Origin of the sequence: Pseudomonas sp. PDM25 (assembly GCF_019219045.1) — a bacterium.
Taxonomy (GTDB): Bacteria; Pseudomonadota; Gammaproteobacteria; order Pseudomonadales; family Pseudomonadaceae; genus Aquipseudomonas.
Window position 1 is genome coordinate 156,296 of sequence record NZ_JAHUWL010000013.1, and the last position, 23,964, is coordinate 180,259.

Annotated in this window: 21 protein-coding genes; 17 read left to right on the plus strand and 4 right to left on the minus strand. The window is 58.8% G+C overall.

What is annotated here, in order from left to right; translation table 11 throughout:
- Positions 1-89: 89 nt before the first annotated feature.
- The 11 genes from ndk to KW848_RS23435 all read left to right on the plus strand — a co-directional run bounded on the left by ndk (position 90) and on the right by KW848_RS23435 (position 11,597).
- Positions 90-515: a nucleoside-diphosphate kinase gene (gene ndk, locus KW848_RS23385; protein WP_007903599.1), complete on the plus strand. Its 426-nt coding sequence runs from the start codon at positions 90-92 to the stop codon at positions 513-515.
- 28 nt (positions 516-543) lie between these two features.
- Complete coding sequence (gene rlmN / locus KW848_RS23390) at positions 544-1,692, plus strand: 23S rRNA (adenine(2503)-C(2))-methyltransferase RlmN (RefSeq protein ID WP_008147747.1); 1,149 nt, start codon at positions 544-546, stop codon at positions 1,690-1,692.
- A gap of 12 nt (positions 1,693-1,704) precedes the next feature.
- Positions 1,705-2,463, plus strand: coding sequence for a type IV pilus biogenesis/stability protein PilW (gene pilW, locus KW848_RS23395; protein ID WP_218538183.1), 759 nt, complete (start codon positions 1,705-1,707; stop codon positions 2,461-2,463).
- Complete coding sequence (locus tag KW848_RS23400; protein WP_218538184.1) at positions 2,463-3,482, plus strand: RodZ family helix-turn-helix domain-containing protein; 1,020 nt, start codon at positions 2,463-2,465, stop codon at positions 3,480-3,482. Before pilW ends, KW848_RS23400 begins: the two co-directional genes overlap by 1 nt.
- Before the next feature lie 3 nt (positions 3,483-3,485).
- On the plus strand, positions 3,486-4,595 hold the full coding sequence (ispG, locus tag KW848_RS23405) for a flavodoxin-dependent (E)-4-hydroxy-3-methylbut-2-enyl-diphosphate synthase (protein ID WP_010457850.1): 1,110 nt from the start codon (positions 3,486-3,488) through the stop codon (positions 4,593-4,595).
- Positions 4,596-4,632: 37 nt separating this feature from the next.
- Complete coding sequence (hisS, locus tag KW848_RS23410; protein ID WP_095131570.1) at positions 4,633-5,922, plus strand: histidine--tRNA ligase; 1,290 nt, start codon at positions 4,633-4,635, stop codon at positions 5,920-5,922.
- A 40-nt stretch (positions 5,923-5,962) separates the two neighbouring features.
- Entirely contained in the window at positions 5,963-6,604 is a 642-nt protein-coding gene (locus KW848_RS23415) for a tetratricopeptide repeat protein (RefSeq protein WP_111450276.1), read from the plus strand.
- Entirely contained in the window at positions 6,597-7,748 is a 1,152-nt protein-coding gene (bamB, locus tag KW848_RS23420; protein ID WP_192410240.1) for an outer membrane protein assembly factor BamB, read from the plus strand. Before KW848_RS23415 ends, bamB begins: the two co-directional genes overlap by 8 nt.
- A gap of 217 nt (positions 7,749-7,965) precedes the next feature.
- Positions 7,966-9,435, plus strand: coding sequence for a ribosome biogenesis GTPase Der (gene der, locus KW848_RS23425; RefSeq protein WP_046046039.1), 1,470 nt, complete (start codon positions 7,966-7,968; stop codon positions 9,433-9,435).
- Between the two features lie 234 nt (positions 9,436-9,669).
- Complete coding sequence (locus tag KW848_RS23430; RefSeq protein ID WP_218538185.1) at positions 9,670-10,818, plus strand: pyridoxal phosphate-dependent aminotransferase; 1,149 nt, start codon at positions 9,670-9,672, stop codon at positions 10,816-10,818.
- Positions 10,806-11,597: an amidohydrolase gene (locus KW848_RS23435; RefSeq protein ID WP_192410242.1), complete on the plus strand. Its 792-nt coding sequence runs from the start codon at positions 10,806-10,808 to the stop codon at positions 11,595-11,597. Before KW848_RS23430 ends, KW848_RS23435 begins: the two co-directional genes overlap by 13 nt.
- A 201-nt stretch (positions 11,598-11,798) precedes the next feature.
- Here the strand turns inward: KW848_RS23435 and leuA are convergent, their stop codons facing one another.
- Positions 11,799-13,478: a 2-isopropylmalate synthase gene (leuA, locus tag KW848_RS23440; protein ID WP_008147766.1), complete on the minus strand. Its 1,680-nt coding sequence runs from the start codon at positions 13,476-13,478 to the stop codon at positions 11,799-11,801.
- Between the two features lie 398 nt (positions 13,479-13,876).
- Between leuA and KW848_RS23445 the strand changes: the two genes are divergently transcribed.
- The gene (locus KW848_RS23445; protein ID WP_134096579.1) at positions 13,877-14,233 is read left to right on the plus strand and encodes a hypothetical protein; all 357 of its coding nucleotides are present in this window, start codon (positions 13,877-13,879) and stop codon (positions 14,231-14,233) included.
- Positions 14,234-14,352: 119 nt separating this feature from the next.
- Here the strand turns inward: KW848_RS23445 and KW848_RS23450 are convergent, their stop codons facing one another.
- Entirely contained in the window at positions 14,353-15,174 is an 822-nt protein-coding gene (locus KW848_RS23450) for a peptidoglycan DD-metalloendopeptidase family protein (RefSeq protein WP_111450272.1), read from the minus strand.
- Positions 15,175-15,177: 3 nt separating this feature from the next.
- Positions 15,178-16,557, minus strand: a complete 1,380-nt coding sequence (gene xseA, locus KW848_RS23455; protein ID WP_111450271.1) for an exodeoxyribonuclease VII large subunit — start codon at positions 16,555-16,557, stop codon at positions 15,178-15,180.
- A gap of 186 nt (positions 16,558-16,743) precedes the next feature.
- On the opposite strand from xseA, the gene KW848_RS23460 reads away from it, so the two are divergent.
- The 4 genes from KW848_RS23460 (at position 16,744) to guaA (ending at position 21,615) form a co-directional block, all read left to right on the plus strand.
- The gene (locus tag KW848_RS23460; protein ID WP_218538186.1) at positions 16,744-17,511 is read left to right on the plus strand and encodes a sulfite exporter TauE/SafE family protein; all 768 of its coding nucleotides are present in this window, start codon (positions 16,744-16,746) and stop codon (positions 17,509-17,511) included.
- A gap of 224 nt (positions 17,512-17,735) precedes the next feature.
- A complete protein-coding gene (locus tag KW848_RS23465) occupies positions 17,736-18,284 on the plus strand; it encodes a hypothetical protein (protein WP_046046046.1) in 549 nt (182 codons plus the stop codon).
- 184 nt (positions 18,285-18,468) lie between these two features.
- Positions 18,469-19,938 carry an IMP dehydrogenase gene (guaB, locus tag KW848_RS23470; RefSeq protein ID WP_102616756.1) on the plus strand — a complete coding sequence of 490 codons (1,470 nt, stop codon included), beginning with the start codon at positions 18,469-18,471 and terminating at the stop codon, positions 19,936-19,938.
- Positions 19,939-20,037: 99 nt separating this feature from the next.
- Positions 20,038-21,615, plus strand: a complete 1,578-nt coding sequence (guaA, locus tag KW848_RS23475) for a glutamine-hydrolyzing GMP synthase (RefSeq protein ID WP_074873964.1) — start codon at positions 20,038-20,040, stop codon at positions 21,613-21,615.
- Positions 21,616-21,694: 79 nt separating this feature from the next.
- Here guaA and KW848_RS23480 read toward each other — a convergent pair whose 3' ends face one another.
- Complete coding sequence (locus KW848_RS23480; RefSeq protein WP_256365251.1) at positions 21,695-23,629, minus strand: membrane-targeted effector domain-containing toxin; 1,935 nt, start codon at positions 23,627-23,629, stop codon at positions 21,695-21,697.
- A 117-nt stretch (positions 23,630-23,746) separates the two neighbouring features.
- Here KW848_RS23480 and KW848_RS31910 point away from each other — a divergent pair.
- Positions 23,747-23,964, plus strand: a 218-nt coding sequence (locus KW848_RS31910) for a hypothetical protein (protein WP_256365252.1), incomplete at its 3' end; no start/stop codon positions are given.

The following is a 23,964-nucleotide window of genomic DNA, read 5'->3' on the forward strand; positions in this document are numbered from 1 at the left end:
TGCGCCGTATGCCGTTAGGCAATACCCAAGAACCCGCGTATAATTCGCGGGTTTAATTTTTCGCAAATTACCGTTTCTGGAGTTACACCATGGCTGTTCAACGTACTTTCTCCATCATCAAGCCTGACGCTGTTGCAAAAAACGTTATCGGCGAGATCACCACTCGTTTCGAAAAAGCTGGCCTGCGCGTTGTAGCTTCGAAACTGAAGCAACTGTCCAAAGCTGAAGCTGAAGGCTTCTACGCTGAGCACAGCGCTCGTGGTTTCTTCAACGACCTGGTTGCTTTCATGATCTCCGGTCCGGTTGTCGTTCAGGTTCTGGAAGGCGAAAACGCTATCGCTCTGAACCGTGAGCTGATGGGCGCTACCAACCCTAAAGAAGCTGCTGCCGGTACCATCCGCGCTGACTTCGCTGATTCGATCGACGCCAACGCTGTACACGGTTCGGACTCCGAAGCCGCTGCTGCTCGCGAAATCTCGTACTTCTTCGCAGCTACTGAAGTAACCACTCGCTAAGCATTGGCTTAAGAGTGAAGGTGAATCCATGACTACATCGACTGTAAAAACCAACCTGCTGGGTCTGACTCAGCTGGAAATGGAAAAATTCTTCGACTCAATCGGGGAGAAGCGTTTCCGTGCCGGTCAGGTAATGAAATGGATTCACCACCTTGGCGTCGATGATTTCGACGCCATGACGAACGTCAGCAAGGCCTTGCGCGACAAGCTCAAGGTTATTGCCGAAGTTCGCGGTCCTGAAGTGGTCAGCGAGGACATTTCCACCGACGGCACCCGTAAGTGGGTGGTGCGCGTGGCGTCCGGCAGCTGCGTCGAGACCGTGTACATTCCCCAGGGCAAACGCGGCACTTTGTGCGTTTCGTCCCAGGCAGGCTGTGCCCTGGATTGCAGTTTCTGCTCCACCGGCAAGCAAGGATTCAACAGCAACCTCACCGCCGCCGAAGTCATCGGCCAGGTGTGGATTGCCAATAAATCGTTCGGCAGCATCCCGGCGACCGCCGACCGTGCCATCACCAACGTGGTGATGATGGGCATGGGTGAGCCGCTGCTGAACTTCGACAACGTCGTGGCCGCCATGCATCTGATGATGGATGACCTGGGCTACGGGATCTCCAAGCGCCGCGTAACCCTGTCTACATCGGGTGTGGTGCCGATGATCGATGAGCTGTCCAAGCACATCGACGTCTCCCTGGCGTTGTCCCTGCACGCACCGAACGACGCATTGCGTAACCAATTGGTGCCGATCAACAAGAAATATCCGCTTAAGATGCTGCTCGAGTCGTGCCAGCGCTACATGTCGTCCCTGGGCGAGAAGCGCGTGCTGACCATTGAGTACACGTTGCTCAAGGACATCAACGACAAGGTTGAACACGCGGTCGAAATGATCGAGTTGCTCAAGAACATCCCGTGCAAGATCAACCTGATTCCGTTCAACCCGTTCCCGCATTCCGGTTACGAGCGCCCGAGCAACAACGCGATTCGTCGTTTCCAGGATCAGCTTCACCATGCCGGTTTCAATGTCACCGTACGCACCACCCGCGGTGAAGACATCGATGCCGCGTGTGGCCAATTGGTAGGACAGGTGCTGGATCGCACCCGTCGCAGCGAACGTTATATCGCCGTGCGCGAGTTAAGCGCCGAAAACGATATCGCAACAAACGCTGCGAACAATAATTAAGAGAGGATCTCTATGTCCCTGCGCTTCGCGCTGCTTTTGCTGTTGGCCAGCCTGTGTGCTGGCTGTGTCCTGTCGGGCGATTTCAACCCGATGAAGACCAGCAAGGGTCGCGATGAAGCGCGCGTTGCCTATGTGCAGCTGGGCTTGGGGTACTTGCAGCAGGGCATGACCGAACGGGCGAAAGTACCGTTAAAGAAAGCGCTGGATCTGGATGACTCGGATCCGGATGCCAACGCTGCGCTGGGGCTGGTATTCCAGGCCGAGATGGAGCCGGAGCTGGCGGATCAGCATTTTCGCAAGGCGCTGTCTTCCCGCCCCAACGATGCGCGAATCCTGAACAACTACGGCAGTTTTCTTTTCGAAGAGAAACGCTACAAAGAAGCTTACGAACGCTTTGAACAGGCCGCCGCCGATACCTTGTACCCCGAGCGTTCGCGGGTGTTCGAGAACCTCGGAATGACCGCTTCGAGGCTGGGGCAGCGTGATCTGGCCCAGCAGCAGCTGGAAAAAGCCCTGCGTTTGAATCGCCAACAGCCGCGTGCATTGCTGGAAATGGCTGAGTTGTCCTTCGAAGACAGGCATTATGTGCCCGCGCGTGACTATTACGATCGTTTTAGCCTGCTCACCGAGCAAAATGCACGTAGTCTATTGCTCGGCGTTCGGCTGGCAAAAGTGTTTGAAGATCGCGACAAGGCCGCCAGTTTTGGCCTGCAACTAAAACGACTCTATCCCGGTACGCCGGAATATCAGCAATACCTGTCGGAGCAATGATGAAAGCGGCGCATCCCGAAGTTGTAGCAGCGAATCGCGTTAATCCCGGTGAGACTTTACGCCAGGCCCGCGAAAGCAATGGCTGGTCGCTGGCCGAAGTGGCCCTCAAGCTCAACCTCACCGTCAATTCCCTGAGCAATCTGGAAGCCGGCGCTTTCGACAAGCTGCCTGGGCATACCTTTGCTCGCGGTTATATTCGCGCCTACGCGAAATTGCTCGGCATGGATCAAACCGTACTGGTCCAACAGTTCGACCAATCCACCGGCACCGACTCCCAGGGCAGCAACGTTCATAGCCTGGGGCGTATCGAAGAGCCGGTTCGGGTTTCCCACACCATTTTGCGAATTGTCAGCCTGCTGTTGCTGATCGCAGTGATTGGTGGTGGTTTTGTCTGGTGGCAGGATCAGACCTCACTGCGTACCAAAGACCTGATCAGTCTGAGCCCGGAACACGTTGAAGTCGAAGGCGCTGACGGCACCACCCAGATCCATCCGCTGGACGAGCCGGAAGACCAGGCCGTCGCGCAAGGTCAGGCTGAAGGCACAACCGCTCTTGCGTTGCCGCAAGCCGAGACGTCGGCTGAAGCGCCGGCCGAAGCTGAAGCGACTGCGCCTGCTGCACCCGCGCCAACGCCTGTTGCACCGGCTCACAGCACCGCTCCGGTTGTCGCGACTCCAGTCGCGCCAGCCCCGACGGCTCCTGTTGTCTCAACCCCGCCTGCGAGCGCTTCGGTTACTCCGACCATTCCCGCTCCAGCAGCGGCGGCTCCGGTTGCTGGCCAGGGGCAGGTTCAACTGCAGTTCACTTCTGATTGCTGGACGCAAGTGACCGATGGCACCGGCAAGGTGTTGTTGAGCGGTCTCAAGCGTAAAGGCGAAAACGTTTCCGTCAGCGGCAAACCACCGTTTTCCGTGCGTCTGGGCTTCGCCCGTGGCGCGCAGGTCAGCTACAACGGGCAGGTGGTTGATGTCGCTCCGTTCACCAGTGGCGAGACTGCTCGCCTGAAGTTGGGTCAATAAGTCATGCACGGCGAATCTCCAATCAAACGTCGCGAATCCCGCAAGATCTGGGTCGGTAACGTGCCCGTTGGCGGCGATGCGCCTATCGCTGTGCAGAGCATGACCAACAGCGACACCAACGACGTCGCCGCCACCGTGGCCCAGATCAATCGTCTGGAAGCCGCTGGCGTCGATATCGTGCGTATTTCCGTGCCCGACATGGATGCCGCTGAAGCCTTCGGCAAGATCAAGCAACTGGTCAAGGTGCCGTTGGTTGCCGACATCCACTTCGACTACAAGATCGCTCTGCGCGTAGCCGAACTGGGCGTTGACTGCCTGCGCATCAACCCGGGCAACATCGGTCGCGAAGACCGCGTGCGTGCGGTAGTCGATGCCGCCCGTGATCGCGGGATTCCGATCCGCATCGGCGTGAACGCCGGTTCCCTGGAAAAAGACCTGCAAAAGAAATACGGCGAGCCGACTCCGGCTGCGCTGGTTGAATCTGCCCTGCGTCACGTCGAGCACCTTGAACGCCTGAACTTCCAGGACTTCAAGGTCAGTGTGAAAGCTTCTGACGTGTTCATGGCCGTCGCCGCTTACCGCTTGCTGGCCAAGGAAATCGTTCAGCCGCTGCACTTAGGGATCACCGAAGCCGGTGGTTTGCGTTCAGGCACGGTGAAATCCGCCGTGGGCCTCGGTATGCTGCTCGCCGAAGGGATTGGCGATACTATTCGCATCTCGTTGGCGGCCGACCCGGTCGAGGAAGTGAAAGTCGGCTACGACATTCTCAAATCCCTGCATCTGCGTTCCCGTGGCATCAACTTCATCGCCTGCCCGAGCTGCTCGCGGCAGAACTTCGATGTGGTCAAAACCATGAACGAGCTGGAAGGGCGCCTCGAAGACCTGCTGGTGCCGCTGGATGTCGCGGTCATCGGTTGCGTGGTCAACGGACCGGGCGAAGCCAAGGAAGCCCATATCGGCTTGACCGGCGGCACGCCAAACCTGATTTACATCGACGGCAAGCCGTCGCAGAAACTGACGAATGACAATCTGGTGGATGAGCTTGAACGCTTGATCCGCCAGAAAGCGGCCGAAAAGGTCGAAGCTGACGCTGCCGTTATCGCGCGTGGCTGAGCCCGACTAAAGAGCCGAACGAATTTAAGGATTTATAGTGAGCAAGTCTCTGCAAGCCATACGTGGCATGAACGACATCCTGCCCGAGCAGACTCCCCTGTGGCGTCATTTCGAAGGCACTGTCTCGCGTTTGCTGGATAACTACGGTTACAAGCAGATCCGCATGCCGATCGTCGAGTTCACCGAGCTGTTCAAGCGCTCCATCGGTGAAGTGACCGACATCGTCGAAAAAGAGATGTACACCTTCGACGACCGCAACGGCGACTCCCTGACCCTGCGCCCCGAAGGCACAGCGGCCTGCGTGCGTGCGGTGCTCGAGCATGGCATCACCGGCGGTGGCCAGGTGCAGAAACTCTGGTACATCGGCCCGATGTTCCGCCACGAACGTCCGCAGAAAGGCCGTTATCGCCAGTTCCACCAGATCGGTTGCGAAGTCTTCAACCTCGACGGTCCGGACATCGATGCCGAGCTGATCGTACTGACCTGGCGCCTGTGGGGCGAGCTGGGCATCCGTGATGCGGTCAAGCTCGAACTCAACAGCCTGGGCACTGCCGAATCCCGCGGTCGTTATCGCGAAGCGCTGGTCGAGTTCCTTTCGGCCCGCCTGGACAAGCTGGACGAAGACAGCCAGCGCCGTCTGAAAACCAACCCGCTGCGGGTTCTTGATACCAAGAACGCCGACACTCAAGCGGTCCTGGTCGACGCGCCGAAAATGGCCGACTACCTCGACGAAGAATCCCGCGTGCACTTCGAGGGCCTCAAGGCTCGCCTGGACGCCGCCGGCATTCCTTACGTGATCAACCCGAAGCTGGTTCGCGGGCTCGATTACTACAGCAAGACCGTTTTCGAATGGGTCACCGACAAGCTGGGCGCCCAAGGCACCGTGTGTGCCGGTGGTCGTTACGACGGTCTGGTGGAGCAAATGGGCGGCAAGCCGACCCCGGGCGTTGGTTTCGCCATGGGCATCGAGCGCTTGGTACTGCTGCTTGAAACCCTGGAGCAGATCCCGGAAGAGATTTCCCGTCAGGTCGACGTCTACCTCTGCGCCTTCGGTGAAGCCGCCGAGCTGGCCGGTCTGGCCCTGAGTGAACGTGTTCGTGATCAATTGCCCAACCTGCGCCTGCAAGTGAATGCCGGCGCCGGCAGCTTCAAAAGCCAGTTCAAGAAAGCCGACAAGAGTGGTGCGTTGTACGCGCTGATCCTCGGTGACGACGAAATGGCCCAGCAAGTGGTAGGTTTCAAACCCCTGCGTGGCCAGGGCGAACAACAAAGCATTGCCTGGGATGCGCTTGCTGCACACCTGGCCACCTGCGTCGTGCAGGGTTGAAGCTGTCAAACAGCCGATTTAGCGATTAAGGAGTATTGGGGTGTCGAGTACCGAAGACGAACATCTGGCGGAGTTTAAGGACTGGTGGACACGCAACGGCAAGCCCCTGGTCACTGGCGGCCTGTTGGCGCTGGTCATCGTGTTCGGCTGGCAGGCCTTTCATAAGTATCAGAGCAATCAGTCGCAAGGCGCCTCAATGCTCTATCAGCAACTGCTGGAAACCACGCTGACGCCAGACGGCAAGCCTGATGCCGCCCGTGTTGCGGACCTGGCCGGCAAGCTCAACAGCGAGTTCGGCGGTAGCGCTTACGCGCAGTACGGCAGCCTGTTCGTGGCAAAAGTTGCGGTCGACAGCGGCAAGCTGGATGACGCAGCCAGCGAGCTGAAAGCCATTGTTGCCAAACCGGCCAACCCGGCGCTGGGCGAAATTGCTCGTCAGCGTCTGGCTCAGGTGCTGGCCGCGCAGAACAAGGCCGATGAAGCCCTGAAGCTGCTCGAAGGCGATGCCGATAAAGCATTCCTGGCCACTCGCGAAGAACTCAAAGGCGATCTGCTGGTGCAGTTGGGTCGTACCGACGAAGCGAACACGGCGTATCAAAAAGCCAAGGCGGCACTGTCGGATGAAGCGGCAGTGGGTGGCCTACAAATCAAGCTGGACGACCTGGCCAAAGGGGATGCGTGACGTGATTCGTTGGAAACATGCAGCATTGCTGGCTCTGGCCATATTGGCCGCGGGTTGCAGCAGCAACAGCAAAAAAGAACTGCCACCGGCCGAGTTGACCGACTTCAAAGAAGAAGTGGTTCTGCAAAAGCAGTGGAGTCGTTCGATCGGTGACGGTCAGGGCGAGTCGTACAACATGCTGGTTCCGGCGATCGATGGCGATACCATCTATGCCGCCGACGTCACCGGTGTGGTGATGGCGATGGATCGCAGCAATGGCGACGTCAAATGGAAGAAAGATCTCGAATTGCCCGTTTCCGGCGCTGTCGGCGTCAGTTACGGTCTGCTCCTGATCGGTACGATCAAGGGTGAAATCGTTGCCCTGGACGCCATCAACGGTGAAGAGAAATGGCGCGCTCGCGTGTCCAGTGAAGTCCTCGCACCGCCGGCCAACAACGGTGATGTCGTTGTCGTTCAGACTCAGGATGACCGTCTGATCGGTCTGGATGCCACTACCGGCAACCAGCGCTGGTTGTATGACAGTACTCCGGCGGTATTGACCCTGCGCGGCACCAGTGCGCCGATCGTCACCAACCGCCTCGCGGTGGCTGGCCTGTCGACCGGTAAAGTGGTCGCTCTCGATATTTCCAACGGCGTGCCGGTTTGGGAGCAACGTGTAGCCATTCCACAGGGTCGTTCGGAACTGGAGCGCGTTGTCGATATCGACGGCGGCCTGCTGCTTTCCGGCGAAACGCTGTACGTCGCCAGCTACCAGGGTCGCGTTGCGGCACTGGACCTGCAAAGCGGTCGTCAGCTTTGGCAGCGTGATGCTTCCAGCTATGCCGGTGTCGCCCAGGGTTTTGGCAACGTCTACGTGAGCCTGTCTTCGGGCACCGTTGAAGGCGTCGACGAACGTTCCACCACAGCCTTGTGGAGCAACGATTCGCTGGCTCGCCGTCAACTGTCGGCTCCGGAAGTGTTCTCCAGCTACGTTGCAGTCGGCGACATGGAAGGCTACCTGCACCTGCTGAGCCAGGTGGACGGTCGTTTCGTCGGCCGCGAACGCATCGACAGCGCCGGCCTGCGTGCCCGTCCGCTGGTGGTGGGTGACACGATTTATCTGTATGGCAACAGCGGCAAACTGGAAGCCCTGACCATTAAGTAAAGGTTTGACTATGCTTGGGGTTTAACCCCCAAGCGGCTTCACCTGTGGGAGCGGGCTTGCTCGCGAAGGGTGTCAACGATGACGCGTACAGCCTGAATAAACGCGGTGCTGCTACGTTTTTTCGCGAGCAAGCCCGCTCCCACAGTGCTGCCCCGAGCACCAGCCGCTGCCTCGCAGCGGCTTTTGTATTTTCTGAAATAACGAAGTGGAGAGCCGCATGGTTCCCGTAATCGCCCTGGTGGGCCGACCGAACGTCGGCAAGTCCACCTTGTTCAACCGCCTGACCAGGACTCGCGACGCCATCGTTGGCGACTTGTCCGGTCTGACCCGTGATCGCCAATACGGTGAGGCCAAGTGGCAAGGGCGTTCCTACATTCTGGTCGACACCGGCGGTATCTCCGGTGACGAGCACGGTATGGACGAAAAAATGGCCGAGCAGTCGCTGCTGGCCATTGAAGAAGCGGATGTCGTTCTGTTCCTGGTAGATGCCAAGGCCGGTTTCACCGCCGCCGACCAGATGATCGCCGAGCATTTGCGCAAACGTAACAAGCGTTCTTACGTGGTTGCCAACAAGGTCGACAACATCGACCCTGAAATGGCCCGCGCCGAATTCGCCCCGTTGGGCATGGGCCACGCGATCCCGATCGCCGGTGCTCATGGTCGTGGCATCACCCAGATGCTGGAAATCGCCCTGAGCGACTTCCCGAAAGACGATGACGAGCTGGAAGAAGGCGAAGAAGAGATCGTTGCCGAAGGCGAGGAAGCCAAGCGCATTCCTGGCCCAAGCGAAAAAGACGGTATCAAGATCGCGATCATCGGCCGTCCGAACGTCGGCAAGTCGACCCTGGTCAACCGTATGCTCGGTGAAGACCGGGTAATCGTCTATGACGAGCCCGGCACCACCCGCGACAGTATCTACATCCCGTTCGAGCGTAACGACGAGAAGTACACGCTGATCGACACCGCTGGTGTGCGCAAGCGCGGCAAGATCCATGAAGAAGTTGAAAAGTTCTCCGTGGTCAAAACCCTTCAAGCGATCAAAGATGCCAACGTGGTGATCTTTGTGATGGACGCCCGCGAAGGCGTGGTCGACCACGACCTCAACCTGCTGGGCTTCGCCATTGAGTCGGGTCGTGCGCTGGTGATCGCGATCAACAAGTGGGACGGCATGACGCCGAGCGAGCGCGACTTCGTGAAGGTCGAGCTGCAACGTCGACTGTTCTTCGTTGACTACGCCGACATTCACTTCATCTCGGCCCTGCACGGCACGGGCGTGGGCAACCTCTACGCCTCCGTACAGAACTCGTTCAAGTCTGCGGTCACCCGCTGGCCAACCAACCGCCTGACCACGATTCTGGAAGATGCGGTCGGTGAGCACGCGCCGCCGATGGTCAACAACCGCCGGATCAAGCTGCGTTATGCCCACTTGGGTGGCGCGAACCCGCCGATCATCGTGATTCACGGTAACCAGATCGAGAAGGTGCCGAAGTCTTACGTGCGCTATCTGGAAAACACTTATCGCCGTGTCTTGAAACTGGTCGGTACGCCGATCCGCATCGAGTTCAAGGGCGGCGAGAACCCGTACGAAGGCAACAAGAACTCGCTCACCGACCGTCAGGTCAACAAGAAGCGTCGGATGATGTCGCACCACAAGAAAGCCGACAAGAAGCGCCGCGACAAGCGCTGATTCAGGTGGATATTGATCGTTCCCACGCTCCGCGTGGGAATGCCGCCATGGACGCTCTGCGTCCACCGCGAATGTGACGCAGAGCGTCACGGGATGCATTCCCACGCGGGAGCGTGGGAACGATCAGATTAGAGAAGGGCGCCAATTGGCGCTCTTTTTTTATGGGCGTCGTTTGGGCTATTCTCGGGCTCTCCCGCGCCGCCGTAGAGCCGGGTGTAGAGCAGGGAAACACCGATGATCACCAGTAAGCTGCCGAATGTCGGCATCACTATCTTCACTCAGATGTCTCAGCTCGCGGCGCAAACCGGGGCGCTGAACCTGTCCCAGGGTTTTCCCGACTTCGACGCCCCGCAGGCCCTGTGCGATGCGGTCGGACGGCATATCGCGAATGGCCATAACCAGTATTCGCCGATGACCGGCCTTCCGGCATTGCGTCAGCAGATTGCGGCGAAGATCGCCCGCAGCTACGGCGTCAATGTGGATGTCGACCATGAAGTGACCGTCACGCCCGGCGCAACCCAGGCGATTTTCTGCGCCATTCAAGCAGTTATCCGCAGCGGTGACGAAGTGATCGTGTTCGATCCGGCCTACGACAGTTATGAACCCTCGGTTGAGCTGGCCGGTGGTCGTTGCGTCCATGTGCAGTTGGGCCTGAATGACTTCGCTATCGACTTTCAGAAGCTGGGTGAAGCCATTACATCGCGCACGCGGATGATCATCCTCAACTCTCCACATAACCCAAGTGGCGCACTGATCAGTCGTGCCGAGCTGGATCAGCTGGCGGCGTTGATCCGGGATCGCGACATCTACATCGTCAGCGACGAAGTCTACGAACACCTGGTGTTCGATGGTGTGCCTCATGCCAGCGTGCTGAATCACGAAGAGCTGTATCAGCGCGCTTTCGTGATCAGCTCCTTTGGCAAGACCTATCACGTCACTGGTTGGAAAACCGGCTACGTGGTCGCACCGCCGGCCCTCACAGCGGAGCTGCGCAAGGTTCACCAATACGTCAGTTTCTGCGGTGTAACGCCGCTGCAATATGCTTTGGCCGACTTCATGGCCGAGCACCCGGAACACGTTGAAGAACTGCCGGCTTTCTATCAGGCTAAGCGCGATCTGTTCTGCGACCTGCTAACACCGTCGCGCTTCAGTTTCACCCGAGTGGCCGGCACGTATTTCCAACTGGTCGATTACTCGCAGATTCGCCCGGACCTCAACGATGTCGAGATGGCGTTGTGGATGACCCGCGAACATGGCGTGGCGAGCATCCCGATCTCGGTGTTCTACCAGACCCCACCCGAAGGCCAGCGCCTGGTGCGCCTGTGCTTCGCCAAACGCGAGGAGACCCTGCGTGAAGCAGCGGCAAAACTATGCGTGATTTGAGTGCGCTCCCCAATCTGAACATCGCGCTGATCCAGACCACCCTGGCCTGGCACGATCGTCAGGCCAATCTGGAGCATTTCGAACCGTTGCTGGAACAGGCTCGCGGCGCTGACCTGATCATCCTGCCGGAGATGTTCACCACCGGTTTTTCCATGGAGTCGGAAACGCTCGCCGAATCGGAAAACGGTCCCACCAGCAAATGGCTGCGGGTTCAGGCGGCGAAACTGGATGCGGTGATCACCGGCAGCATCATCGTCCAGGTGGCTGACGGCAGTCATCGCAATCGCCTGTTGTGGGCGCGACCGGACGGGGAGGTGTGGCACTACGACAAGCGCCACCTGTTCCGCATGGCCGGCGAGCACAACCACTTCACCCCCGGTGAGCGTCAGGTGCAGTTCGAACTCAAGGGTTGGCGCGTGCGGCCGCTGATTTGCTACGACCTGCGCTTCCCGGTCTGGAGCCGCGATGCTCAAGACACTGATTTGCTGCTGTACACCGCCAACTGGCCGGGGGCACGGCGTCAGCACTGGAACCGTTTACTGCCGGCGCGGGCGATCGAGAATCTCTGCTACGTGGCGGCGGTGAATCGCGTTGGTACTGACGGCAAAGGTTTTGCCTACACCGGTGATAGCCAGGTGCTGGATTTCCAGGGGGAGACATTGCTCAGTGCAGGCGAGGCGGATGGGGTGTTTCAGGTTGTTCTGAATGCTGCTGACCTTCAAGCTTATCGCACGCGGTTTCCGGCGAATCTGGATGCCGATACTTTCCAGTTCACCTGATATCTGCGCTGCCTGACCCGGCGTCTTCGCGGGCAAGCCCGCTCCCACAGTGTGCTTTGGTGTACACAAAATCGGTGTTCACAACTGTCTACTGTGGGAGCGGGCTTGCCCGCGAAGAGGCCGGTACAGTCAACAAAAAAACACAGCCAAAAAAAGGCCCCAAGGTTCGCACCTCGGGGCCTTTTGCATTGCAGCGAAGGCTTACGCCGCTTTCGCTTCCGGCTGGCTCAGCGAGCGGTTAAGCGCGCTGAACAAAGCCTTGAAGCTGGCGGTGGTGATGTTTTCATCGATACCGACGCCGTGCACCGCACGCTCGCCGTTCACACGCAGCTCGATGTAGGCGGCCGCCTTGGCATTGGTGCCCGAACCGATGGCGTGTTCGTTGTAGTCCATGATTTCAACCGGAATCGGCAGACCGGCCACCAGCGCTTCCAGGGCGCCGTTGCCCTTGCCGCGCCAGTGCAGGTTGGTTTCACCCTGGCCTTTGCCCGAGACTTCCACTTCGACGGCGCTATGACCGTTTTCTTCCTGCAAGCGATGGCTGACCAGCGCATACGGGGTGTTGGCCTGCAAGTACTCGCTGTGCAGCAGGGCATGGATCTGCTGAGCCGTCATCTCAAGGCCCAGGCGATCGGTTTCACGCTGCACCACCTGGCTGAACTCGATCTGCATGCGACGCGGCAAGCTGATGCCGTATTCCTGTTCCAGCAGATAGGCGATACCGCCCTTGCCCGACTGGCTGTTGACGCGGATCACCGCCTCGTAGCTGCGGCCGATGTCGGCCGGGTCGATCGGCAAGTACGGTACTTCCCACAGGGCGTCCGGTTTCTGCTGGGCGAAGCCCTTGCGGATGGCGTCCTGGTGGGAGCCGGAGAACGCGGTGTGAACCAGGTCGCCGACGTACGGGTGACGTGGGTGCACCTGGATCTGGTTGCATTCTTCGACGACTTTGCGCACGCCGTCGATGTCGGAGAAGTCCAGCTCAGGGTGAATGCCCTGGGTGTAGAGGTTCAGCGCCACGGTCACGAGGTCGACGTTACCGGTACGTTCGCCGTTGCCGAACAGGCAGCCTTCGACACGGTCGGCGCCGGCCATCAGGCCCAGTTCGGTAGCCGCAACGCCAGTGCCACGGTCATTGTGGGTGTGCAGGCTGATGATCACGCTGTCACGACGGTTGATGTGACGGCCGAACCATTCGATCTGGTCGGCATAGATGTTCGGGGTCGCGCATTCGACGGTGGCTGGCAGGTTGAGAATCACCTTGTGCTCAGGCGTCGGGTTCCAGACTTCGATGACGGCGTCGCAGACTTCCTTGGCGAACTCGAGTTCTGTGGCGCTGAAGGTTTCTGGCGAGTATTCGAAGGTCCACTCGGTGTTTGGCTGCTGGGCGGCATATTTGACGAACAGCTTGGCCGCGTTCACGGCGATGGCCTTGACCCCTTCCTTGTCCTGGTTGAAGACAATGCGACGGAAGGAAGGGGAGGTGGCGTTGTACAGGTGAACGATGGCTTTCTTCGCTCCGCGCAGGGATTCGAAGGTGCGCTCGATCAAATCTTCACGGCCCTGGGTCAGCACCTGAATGGTGGTGTCGTCCGGGATGTGGTTGCCTTCGATCAGGGTGCGCACGAAGTCGAAGTCGGTTTGCGAAGCCGCCGGGAACGACGCTTCGATTTCTTTCACGCCGACCGACACCAGGGTTTTCCAGAAACGCAGTTTCTTGACCGCGTCCATTGGCTCGATCAGCGACTGGTTACCGTCACGAAGGTCGGAGCTGCACCAGATCGGCGCGGCGGTAATGGTCTTCGACGGCCAGGTGCGGTCCGGAATGTCGATGGTCGGGAACGCGCGGTATTTCGAAGACGGGTCTTTGAGCATGCTCATCGGGAAATCCTTATTGTGTGGGCCGAAAAAAGGCGGCCTGCCGGTGGATCAAATGTTCTGGGGATAAAGCGTAGGACGAGGCACCGCGATTCAGCCTGGCAGTCGTGCACTGACAAGGCACAGGCTGCGGTGCTGGCGAAGCTGAATGAGGGTGTGAGAGGTTTTCATGCCTTCAACCCTAACCGCGAGGGTGAAGGATGGCAAGCGGTCGAAAAAAATTGAGAGGAATCCTCGAAAAGTCGTGGTTATCGAGATTTTATTGCGGTGAACGGCGGTGATTGTTTTTATGTTTGCGCGAGGTTTGAGCGATGCGCAATTGAAGGCTTTCGGTGATGGGACGTTTCAGCGCGGCTATTCTTAAAGCCTCACCAAGGACTACTGTCAGGCAGGAGTCGGCAATGAACGAGTCGGATTGGAAACTTTATAGCGCACTGCGTCCGCTGGCCCATGAGCGGCTGTGCATCCGGATCATGGAAGAAGTCGAGCGCATCGTGCTGGATAAAAGCATTGCGCCTTACGAGCGGATTGAAGCCAGTGAGGAAAGGCTGAAGGCGGGTCAACAGGAGCTGTATTGGGCGTTTGGCGTGTTCAGTCATTCACGCAATGAGGCGCCTGCTCACTTGCTGGGGCTGTGTACGCATGAGTTGATCAGCGCTGAAGAGTTGGCGGGCTTCTCGGAGGAAACCCAGGCGTGGATCAAAGAGTGCCTGGCGCACAGGGAGATTCATGGGATTGAGGACTTGGAGGCGGAATAGATGGTGTCTGTTATTCCGCCATCGCGAGCAGGCTCACTCCTACAGTTGATCTATGTTGAACACAAATCCAATGTGGGAGTGAGCCTGCTCGCGATGAGGCCAGCCGCGTCACCGCCTATTCAGGGCTGAAATGCACCTATAAAGATGGCCGGATCAACCCGCGCATCATTCAGGCTGACGTTCCAGTGCATATGGGGCCCGGTCGCCCGCCCGGTGGCCCCCACTTTCCCGACCACCCCACCACGGGCCAATTGCTGGCCGACCTTCACGTCGATTTTCGACATGTGGCAGAACATGCTGATAAACCCCTGCCCATGGTCGACAAACACCGTGTTGCCGTTGAAAAAGTAGTTGCCGATCAGGATCACCTTGCCGGCAGCCGGGGTCTTGATCGGCGTACCGGCAGGCACGGCGAAGTCCAGGCCGGCGTGTGGGTTACGCTCTTCACCATTGAAGAAGCGGCGCACGCCGAACTTGCTCGACAGCGGGCCGTTGACTGGTTTGTCCAGCAACAGATTGCTTGGGGTGTTGGGGCTGAAGCTGCGGTAAGCCTGGATCTGTTCGGCCAACTCACCTTCGATGCGCTTGAGATTCTCCGGGTTCGGATTGACCTGCTGGGTGTTCTTCAATGTGATGTGCTGTTCCGGGTATTTCTTGTTGCCGACCGTGAAATTCAGATTCCGCCCGTCACTGCTGACCTGCTGCGTGCCCGGTTTAACCGTCAGCGGCACACCGACAATCGCCAGCCAGTTGTTCTGTTCCTTGACCACCAGCACAGGCTTGCCTTGATAGCTGGCCTTCGGCGCCTGCGCAGAGGCACCCAGATCCACCACGGCCACGCCGCCCGGCACCGGTTTGTTCAACAGGCGGGTGATGTAACTGTCGGCGTGGGCATTGAAGGTCAGGCACAGCAACAGCAGCGGAGCTAAAAAACGCGGCATGGATCAATCCAGTAAAGAAAGGGTGACAGGCGTCAGGTGATTGTCTTCGACCCGCACTTGCAGTTCGCCTTCGCCAAGTCTGGCTTTCAGGCGCTGACCGTTGTGGGTTTGCGCGGCGTTGCGGATCGCGTTGCCGCGTTCGTCCAGCAAGATGCTGTAGCCACGGCCAAGGGTCGCCAACGGGCTGACCACATGCAGGGTCTGCATCTGGCTTTGCAGCTGCAGGCGACGGGATTTGAGCCCTTCGCGCATGGCACGGGGCAAGCGTTCGGCAAGGCTGTCGAGGCGCTGACGGAGCATCGCCAGTTGCCGTCCCGGATGTTGCCCGGCGAGGCGGGTTTCCAGGCGGATCAACCGTTCGCGACGGGTATTGAGGCTGCGTTCGAACGCGCGGCGCATGCGCATGTCCAGATCGTCCAGGCGCTGCGCTTGCTGGCGCAGACGTTCGCCGGGATGACGCAAGCGGCGAGACATGCCTTCCAGGCGCAGTCGATCACGCATCAAGCGGTCGCGAATACGCATCACCAGCCGTCGATGCAGGCTTTCGAGCCGACGGACCAGGTCACTGGAGTCCGGCGCGAGCAGTTCGGCAGCGGCGGAAGGCGTCGGGGCGCGGACGTCGGCTACGAAGTCGCTGATCGACACGTCGGTTTCATGGCCAACGGCGCTGACAATCGGCGTCACACAGGCATCCACGGCGCGCGCTACGGCTTCTTCGTTGAAGCACCAAAGGTCTTCCAGCGAGCCGCCGCCACGGGCCAGGATCAACGCATCGAAACCGCGGGCGTCCGCCAGTTTCAATGCGCGGACAATCTGCGCAGTGGCTTCGCGGCCCTGCACGGCAGTGGGGATCAACGTCAGTTGGATCTGCGGCGCACGACGGCGGAATACGCTGATGATGTCGCGAATCACCGCGCCGGTGGGCGAGCTGATGATGCCGATGCGTTGCGGATGCGCGGGCAGCGGCACTTTGCGCTCGGCGCTGAACAGGCCTTCGGCGCTGAGTTTTTCCTTCAGTGCATCGAAGGCCAGACGCAGCGCACCGTCACCGGCCGGCTCCACGGTATCGAGGATCAACTGATAGTCGCCACGGCCCTCGAACAGCGAAACCTTGCCGCGGACCTTCACCGCCAGGCCATCCTTCAATGCCTGGCGCACTCGTGCGGCGTTCTGCCGGAACAGTGCGCAACGTACCTGGGCACCGCTGTCCTTGAGGGTGAAGTACACATGACCGGACGCCGGGCGGGCGAGGTTGGAGATTTCGCCTTCGACCCAGATGTTGCTGAACACGTCTTCGAGCAACACCCGCGCGCGGCCGTTGAGCTGGCTGACAGTCAGGACTTCACGGTCCAGGCCGAGTCTTGCAAAGGGATCTTTAATCATGGGGCGCAGTTTAAAGGCATTCGGCGATCAATCTCCATGACCCAACGAAAATCCCCTTGTGGGAGTGAGCCTGCTCGCGATAGCGGTACATCAGTCGACAACAGTATTGAATGTTAAACCGCTATCGCGAGCAGGCTCACTCCCACAGGGGTAAAGTCAGCTCCGGGATTCAGGGAAGATGGGGGAATGAGCGTGTTTGAGTTGTTGAACCAATGGCCATTCGGCGCTACGGATTGGCTGGTAATCGCGCTGGGCATTGCCCTGGCCTACATCGTGTTCGGCATAGCCGGTTTCGGCACGGCGCTGGTGGCGGGGCCGATTCTGATCATGTTTATGCCGTTGTCGAAAATCGTACCGCTGTTGGTGCTGCTGGATTTCGTCGCGGCGTTCGGCAATCTGCTGCCTTCGCGACGGGATGTGGCAAAGCCTGAGTTGCTGCGGCTGCTGCCGTGCATGGCGGTGGGCTGCACGCTGGGGGTGATTTTTCTACTGAATCTGAAATCCGATGTGTTGTTGCTGTTGATGGGGCTGTTTATCAGCGCATATGCGATTTACAGCTTGTGGGTCAAAACCCGTCCGACCCAATTGTCCGCCGCTTGGGCCGTGCCAATGGGCACGGTGGGCGGGATGTTCGGGGCCTTGTTTGGCAGTGGCGGTTTTTTATATGCGATCTATTTGAACAGTCGTCTGCCCAAAGAGGCGGCCCGGGCGACCCAGAGTGCGCTGATCAGTTGCAGCACGGTGGTGCGCTTGAGCCTGTTTGCCGTCGCAGGTGTGTACGCCGAGCTACCCTTATTGGTATTGGCGCTGTGTTTATTGCCGGCGATGGCAGTGGGGCTGTGGATTGGCCGGCGGTTGACCATGAGATTGTCCCGCGAGGCGTTTGTGCGGCTGGTGACCTGGTTGGTGCTGGCTAGCGGAATTGCCTTGATCGGACGTTATTTGAGCACTTGACCTGAGAGTGTCAGGGATTAAGCTGCCGGCCGCAATCCTGTGGGAGTGAGCCTTTGTGGCGAGGGGATTTATCCCCGTTCGGCTGCGAAGCAGACGTCAGCTCATTAATGCGATTGGACTTTGAAGTGCTGGGGCCGCTTCGCGACCCAACGGGGATAAATCCCCTCGCCACAAAGGCTCACTCCCACAAGGGTAATCTTCAGTATTTGCAGTAGGCTTGCATCATGAATTCGCAAAGCATCATCGTCCCGAAAATTTCCACCCTGCCGGTGCACGAACCCCGGGCCCGGGCGGTCGTGCGTTGGCTGGTGCGCAAGAACATCATTAAAGAAGAACTGACCACCTGTGGCCGCACTGGCAACCGCATGGCTCATGCCATCGCCGACGGTGCCCGCGCTGTCGTGCTGCATCCTGAAGCGCTGCCGTTCGGCGAACCGATCAATGGCCTGGAAATCATCACCAAGCGCTGCATCTACACGCCCGCCAAGGGTTTCCTTGAAGAGGCGGGCTGCGCCGAGTGCCGCAAGGAAGTCGGCGAAGCGCTGTTCGAAAGCCTGGAAGACTGGATGCCGGGGCGCACCGATAACTTCACGTGTCCGGAATGCGGGCATGAAGACGACATCAACGGGTTTCTTTTCCTGCAGGAATGCGGCTTTTCCAACCTGGGCTTTATCTTCAACAACTGGGCCGAGGCCGGGTTCAAACAGAGCTTTATCGACGAATTTGCCGATTGGCTCGATCAACCTGTCAGTTGGGTGAAAGTCGAACTGTAGGAGCACAGCTTGCTGGCGATGGCGGACTTAAGGGCGCCATCGCCAGCAAGCTGTGCTCCTACAGAATTCGGCGTTAAATACCCGTCGATCGACCGTGTCGAAATAGACAGAGTTTTACATTGAACCCGAGGGGGTGTCTGACTATAATGGCGCGCTTCCATTTTCCCGCTCGGGAGCCCCCGCGATGCTGCGTATCAGCCAAGAAGCTCTGACATTCGACGACATTCTCCTAGTGCCTGGTTATTCCGAGGTGCTTCCTAACGAAGTCAGTCTCAAGACCCGCCTAACCCGTGGCATCGAGCTGAATATTCCTCTGGTTTCTGCCGCCATGGACACCGTTACTGAAGCCCGTCTGGCAATTGCCATGGCTCAGGAAGGTGGCATCGGCATTATCCACAAGAACATGACCATCGAGCAGCAAGCTGCCGAAGTGCGCAAGGTCAAGCGTTATGAGGCCGGCGTGGTCAAGGACCCGATCACCATCGAGGCTGACGCCACGGTTCGTGAACTGTTCGAACTGACCCGCATGCACAACATCTCCGGCGTTCCGGTTTTGCACGATGGCGACCTGGTCGGCATCGTCACTTCCCGTGACGTACGTTTCGAAAACCGTCTGGACGCCACCGTCCGTCAAGTGATGACGCCTAAAGAGCGTCTGGTCACGGTCAAGGAAGGCGCCGACAAGAACGACGTCCGCGAGTTGTTGCACAAACACCGCATCGAACGCGTGCTGATCGTCGACGACAAATTCGCCCTCAAAGGCATGATGACCGTCAACGACATCGAAAAAGCCAAGGCATACCCGCTGGCCAGCAAGGACGATCAAGGTCGTCTGCGTGTTGGTGCTGCAGTCGGTACCGGTAAAGACACCGGTGATCGCGTAGCCGCCCTGGTCAATGCCGGCGTTGACGTGGTGGTGGTCGACACCGCTCACGGTCACTCCAAAGGTGTGATCGACCGCGTTCGCTGGGTCAAACAGAATTTCCCTGAAGTGCAGGTCATCGGCGGCAACATCGCCACCGGCGCTGCCGCCAAGGCTCTGGCCGAAGCAGGCGCCGATGCAGTCAAGGTCGGTATCGGCCCAGGCTCGATCTGCACCACCCGTATCGTCGCCGGTGTCGGCGTCCCGCAAATCAGTGCCATCGCCAACGTTGCCGCTGCCCTCGAAGGCACAGGCGTTCCGTTGATCGCCGACGGCGGCATCCGTTTCTCCGGTGACCTGTCCAAGGCCATCGTTGCCGGTGCCTCCTGCGTGATGATGGGCTCGATGTTCGCCGGTACTGAAGAAGCGCCAGGCGAGATCGAACTGTTCCAGGGTCGTTCGTACAAGGCTTACCGCGGCATGGGTTCGCTGGGCGCCATGTCCCAGGCTCAAGGTTCCTCCGACCGTTACTTCCAGGACTCCTCGGCAGGCGCCGAGAAGCTGGTTCCGGAAGGGATCGAAGGGCGTGTTCCTTACAAGGGCACATTGAGCGCCATCATCCATCAACTGATGGGCGGCCTGCGTTCCTCGATGGGTTACACCGGCAGTGCCGACATCGAAGAAATGCGCACTAAGCCTGAGTTCGTGCGGATCACCGGCGCTGGCATGGCCGAGTCCCACGTTCACGACGTGCAAATCACCAAAGAAGCGCCAAACTACCGCGTAGGTTGAGGCTTCAAGCAAATCGTTAAGCAACCGGGGCTGTTCTATTCAGCCCCGAGTTGTTTCTGAATCACGACTGTTTCTGAATTATCTAGACGAGACTGAATCATGGCCCTCGACATTCACGCTCACCGCATCCTGATCCTCGACTTCGGTTCCCAGTACACCCAGCTGATTGCCCGCCGCGTGCGTGAAATCGGCGTGTACTGCGAACTGCATCCGTTCGACATGGACGACGAAGCGATTCGCGAATTCGCTCCAAAAGGCGTCATTCTCGCCGGTGGCCCCGAGTCCGTGCACGTCGCCGACAGCCCTCGCTGCCCGCAAGCGGTGTTTGACCTGGGCGTACCGGTCTTCGGTATCTGCTACGGCATGCAAACCATGGCTGAACAGCTGGGTGGCAAGGTCGAAGGTTCCGAGCTGCGTGAGTTCGGTTACGCCCGTGTCGACGTGGTCGGCAAGAGCCGTCTGCTCGACGGCATCGAAGACCACATCGACGCCGACGGCCTGTTCGGCCTCGACGTGTGGATGAGTCACGGTGACAAGGTCACCAAGATGCCTCAAGACTTCCACATCCTGGCCAGCACCCCAAGCTGCCCGATCGCCGGCATGTTCGACGACGCGCGTGGCTACTACGGCGTGCAGTTCCACCCGGAAGTGACCCACACCAAGCAGGGCGGTCGCATCCTCTCGCGCTTTATCCTCGACATCTGCGGCTGCGAAGCCTTGTGGACGCCTTCGAAGATTGCTGAAGACGCCATCGCCAACATTCGCGCCCAGGTCGGCACCGACAACGTACTGCTCGGCCTGTCCGGCGGTGTGGATTCCTCGGTGGTTGCCGCGCTGCTGCACAAAGCCATTGGCGACCAGCTGACCTGCGTCTTCGTCGACAACGGCCTGCTGCGCCTGCACGAAGGCGAGCAAGTGATGGCCATGTTCGCCGAGAACATGGGCGTCAAGGTGATCCGCGCCAATGCCGAAGATCAATTCCTCGACAACCTGGCCGGCGAGTCCGACCCGGAGAAGAAGCGCAAGATCATCGGTCGTACCTTCATCGACGTCTTCGATGCCCAGTCCAACAAACTGGACAACATCAAGTACCTCGCCCAAGGCACCATCTACCCGGACGTGATCGAGTCGGCTGGCGCCAAAAGCGGCAAGGCGCACGTGATCAAGTCGCACCACAACGTGGGCGGCCTGCCGGAAGAAATGAACCTCAAGCTGGTTGAACCCCTGCGCGAGCTGTTCAAGGACGAAGTCCGTCGTCTGGGCCTGGAACTGGGCCTGCCGTACGACATGGTCTACCGTCACCCGTTCCCGGGCCCGGGCCTGGGCGTGCGGATTCTCGGTGAAGTGAAGAAGGAATACGCCGACCTGCTGCGTCGCGCCGACCACATCTTCATCGAAGAACTGCGCAAGGCCGACTGGTACCACAAGGTCAGCCAGGCATTCGTGGTGTTCCAGCCAGTGAAATCGGTTGGCGTGGTCGGCGATGGCCGTCGTTACGCTTGGGTCGTTGCCCTGCGTGCCGTTGAAACCATCGACTTCATGACCGCACGTTGGGCACACCTGCCTTACGAACTGCTGGAAACCGTTTCCGGTCGGATCATCAACGAAATCGAAGGCATCTCCCGCGTCACCTACGACGTGTCGAGCAAGCCGCCGGCGACGATTGAGTGGGAGTGATCCCGCGCAGGCCTTGATGGCTTGATTGCAGGTAACAAAAAAGGCCGTGTGAACACTGTTCACACGGCCTTTTTGCGTTTTAGACGCCGGGTAGCCGAACGGGGGCCATGCCAATTCTGTGCAGCGCGGAACTCAAGCCCTCGGTTGTTGGAAAGCGTCGTCCGCTGATTTGCCAGGAATCCCGTTCGATGTAGTAGCCGTTTGCATCTTGTTTTATGGGCGTGCGAACGAGTTTCCCGCGGATCACCATGCCGTTTCTGGTGATGGTTCGGCTGCGATGAACCAGTATGGGTTCACCGGTACTGGTGCTGAGGGTGTACATGCCAGGCCTGGGCAGGCCATCTTCCAGCCTTTGCGCAAGGGCCACGCTTTTCGGCGTCGGGATCTGCAGCAACAAGTCATTTTTGACAAAACTGACCGCTTGCCCCGGGCGCGCCACATCGGAGATCCCTGGGTCGACCTTGATACCGCCGAGCTCATCCACGCCCACACTCTCGATACGCAGGCCGATGCTGCCTTCAAGCTCACTGACACCCGCCACGTCGGCATAGGTATTGGCGTGGCTGTTACCGACCAGTGCCACCCAGCGATGGGCGCCTCTGGCTGTCTGGTCGGCGCCGATGACTTGTTGGGCGAAGAAATTCATCATTTTTTGCCGGAAATTGATATCAGGCCTCTGAATACCGGCGCTGCGGTAACTGGCCAGGCAGTCGATGGCTTGCACGCGGATGTTATTTTTTTGCGCTGTCCTGACGACCTGTTCAAACGTGAATTGTTTGCTGGGGTCGGTCGAAAAAGCAGCATCAAGATCCTTGAGGTAGCTTTCCAGATCCTCGGACATCACCCCGGTGCGGTTGAACACATCCAGGTCCGTTTGATGGAAATCCGTCAGCAGATGCTCCATGTACAGGGTTTTGACCTTCTGTTTGCGCAGCACGCTCATGTTCTCGATCAAAAACTGTTTGCTGCCCACGCTGGAGTGACTTTCACCGACGACCAGGCTTTGTGAGCGCTTGAACAGGGTCTTGATGATGTCCTTGAGCTTCGCATTCGCGATGAACGATGGAATGGCAGGCCTGGGTGGCAGCTGTGGTTGCGGCTGCGAATAAAAGGACACGGCGTCGTCGTGTAGTCTTCGGCGTAGTCTTTTGAAGGCTTCGAGCTCATCGGCTGGATTGTTGGGATTGATAAAGCCGTCCTTCAAATCGCCCTTTGTTTCCGAACCATTGGCTGCCTTTTTGAGGGCCGGTTTGATGTCCTGAGGAACATCGTATGCAGTCGCCGGGGCGTCGAAGTCGGGCAGTGGCGGCTCGGCCCTGGCGAACAGATCGGAAAACTTGCCGCCTCCCGCCAGACCGGGACGCGTGAGGGGCACCCACTCACCCATTTCATCCAGGTGCACCGGTATGTTGCGGTAAAAGGAGTGGGGATCGACCGGATCAATGATCGTCCAGGTCTTCAGTTCGTTGCTGTAGCGCACCTGGTAGAAACTGTCACCCATGGCGATGTAATTACCGCCTGTCTCGGGCTGATAGATGCCTTGAAACTTGCCTTCCTCGTTGATGGGGGAATAGCCATCGAGAATTTCATTGGTTTCAAAAGGCGCCAACAGGCTGGCTTCTCCCGGGTCGGGTTTGATGGATTCGAAGGGCAGTTGCACTGGGGGGCTCGGCGACTTCAAATCTTCCCCAGGGATGATTGCCTCCTCTGCTTCCGATGCTTGCGCGAACTCGCTTGCTCCTCTCAGGAACGGCAAGTTGAACAGTATGTCCACGCTGCCAAGGATGGCCCCTTTGATCGCGGCCTTGCGTTCCTCAGGGGTCGTGGCGTTGATGGCCTGATCGATGTGCAAGCCGACATTGGCAATGCCCGCGCCTATGACAACCAGCGCTGCTGGCCAGGCCGCTGCAGCCATTGGCCCAAAGACGCGGTTGAAGGCATTGAGATAGCCGATCCACAGCTTTTTCCTGATCTCGCCGTTGGAGTGCAGCAGGAAATTGGCGTCGCTGAGCATGCGCTCATGGGTGGACTGGCTCAAATGGGTGAACGCATCACCGGCAATTTTCTCGCCACGATAGTGGAGCAAATGAACGTTCCCGGCTTCATTGTCACTGGGTAGAACGTCATAGGCGTGGGTGAGGCCGACATTTTCATGTTCCGTGTTTTCCAGGAAATGAACGATCAGACCAATGCCGGTGAAGTTGGCCAGTTTGTGCCCCAGCGAAGTGGGCTTTTCCTGAACGATGTCGCGCTCTTCCTGCTTGAAGTGCATGAGCATGCGTTCGCGGCCTTCAGCATCCTTGACCTCATTGACCAGCCATTCGTGCAGCTCTTCGACCTTGTTGAAGC

What these genes read in the sequence shown, in the direction of transcription:
- ndk (WP_007903599.1), top strand. Translation starts at nt 90, where the DNA reads ATGGCTGTTCAACGTACTTTCTCCATCATCAAGCCTGACGCTGTTGCA.
- rlmN (WP_008147747.1), top strand. Translation starts at nt 544, where the DNA reads ATGACTACATCGACTGTAAAAACCAACCTGCTGGGTCTGACTCAGCTG.
- pilW (WP_218538183.1), top strand. Translation starts at nt 1,705, where the DNA reads ATGTCCCTGCGCTTCGCGCTGCTTTTGCTGTTGGCCAGCCTGTGTGCT.
- KW848_RS23400 (WP_218538184.1), top strand. Translation starts at nt 2,463, where the DNA reads ATGAAAGCGGCGCATCCCGAAGTTGTAGCAGCGAATCGCGTTAATCCC.
- ispG (WP_010457850.1), top strand. Translation starts at nt 3,486, where the DNA reads ATGCACGGCGAATCTCCAATCAAACGTCGCGAATCCCGCAAGATCTGG.
- bamB (WP_192410240.1), top strand. Translation starts at nt 6,597, where the DNA reads ATGCGTGACGTGATTCGTTGGAAACATGCAGCATTGCTGGCTCTGGCC.
- der (WP_046046039.1), top strand. Translation starts at nt 7,966, where the DNA reads ATGGTTCCCGTAATCGCCCTGGTGGGCCGACCGAACGTCGGCAAGTCC.
- KW848_RS23430 (WP_218538185.1), top strand. Translation starts at nt 9,670, where the DNA reads ATGATCACCAGTAAGCTGCCGAATGTCGGCATCACTATCTTCACTCAG.
- KW848_RS23435 (WP_192410242.1), top strand. Translation starts at nt 10,806, where the DNA reads ATGCGTGATTTGAGTGCGCTCCCCAATCTGAACATCGCGCTGATCCAG.
- leuA (WP_008147766.1), bottom strand. Translation starts at nt 13,478, where the DNA reads ATGAGCATGCTCAAAGACCCGTCTTCGAAATACCGCGCGTTCCCGACC.
- KW848_RS23445 (WP_134096579.1), top strand. Translation starts at nt 13,877, where the DNA reads ATGAACGAGTCGGATTGGAAACTTTATAGCGCACTGCGTCCGCTGGCC.
- KW848_RS23450 (WP_111450272.1), bottom strand. Translation starts at nt 15,174, where the DNA reads ATGCCGCGTTTTTTAGCTCCGCTGCTGTTGCTGTGCCTGACCTTCAAT.
- xseA (WP_111450271.1), bottom strand. Translation starts at nt 16,557, where the DNA reads ATGATTAAAGATCCCTTTGCAAGACTCGGCCTGGACCGTGAAGTCCTG.
- KW848_RS23460 (WP_218538186.1), top strand. Translation starts at nt 16,744, where the DNA reads ATGAGCGTGTTTGAGTTGTTGAACCAATGGCCATTCGGCGCTACGGAT.
- KW848_RS23465 (WP_046046046.1), top strand. Translation starts at nt 17,736, where the DNA reads ATGAATTCGCAAAGCATCATCGTCCCGAAAATTTCCACCCTGCCGGTG.
- guaB (WP_102616756.1), top strand. Translation starts at nt 18,469, where the DNA reads ATGCTGCGTATCAGCCAAGAAGCTCTGACATTCGACGACATTCTCCTA.
- guaA (WP_074873964.1), top strand. Translation starts at nt 20,038, where the DNA reads ATGGCCCTCGACATTCACGCTCACCGCATCCTGATCCTCGACTTCGGT.
- KW848_RS23480 (WP_256365251.1), bottom strand. Translation starts at nt 23,629, where the DNA reads ATGCTCAGCGACGCCAATTTCCTGCTGCACTCCAACGGCGAGATCAGG.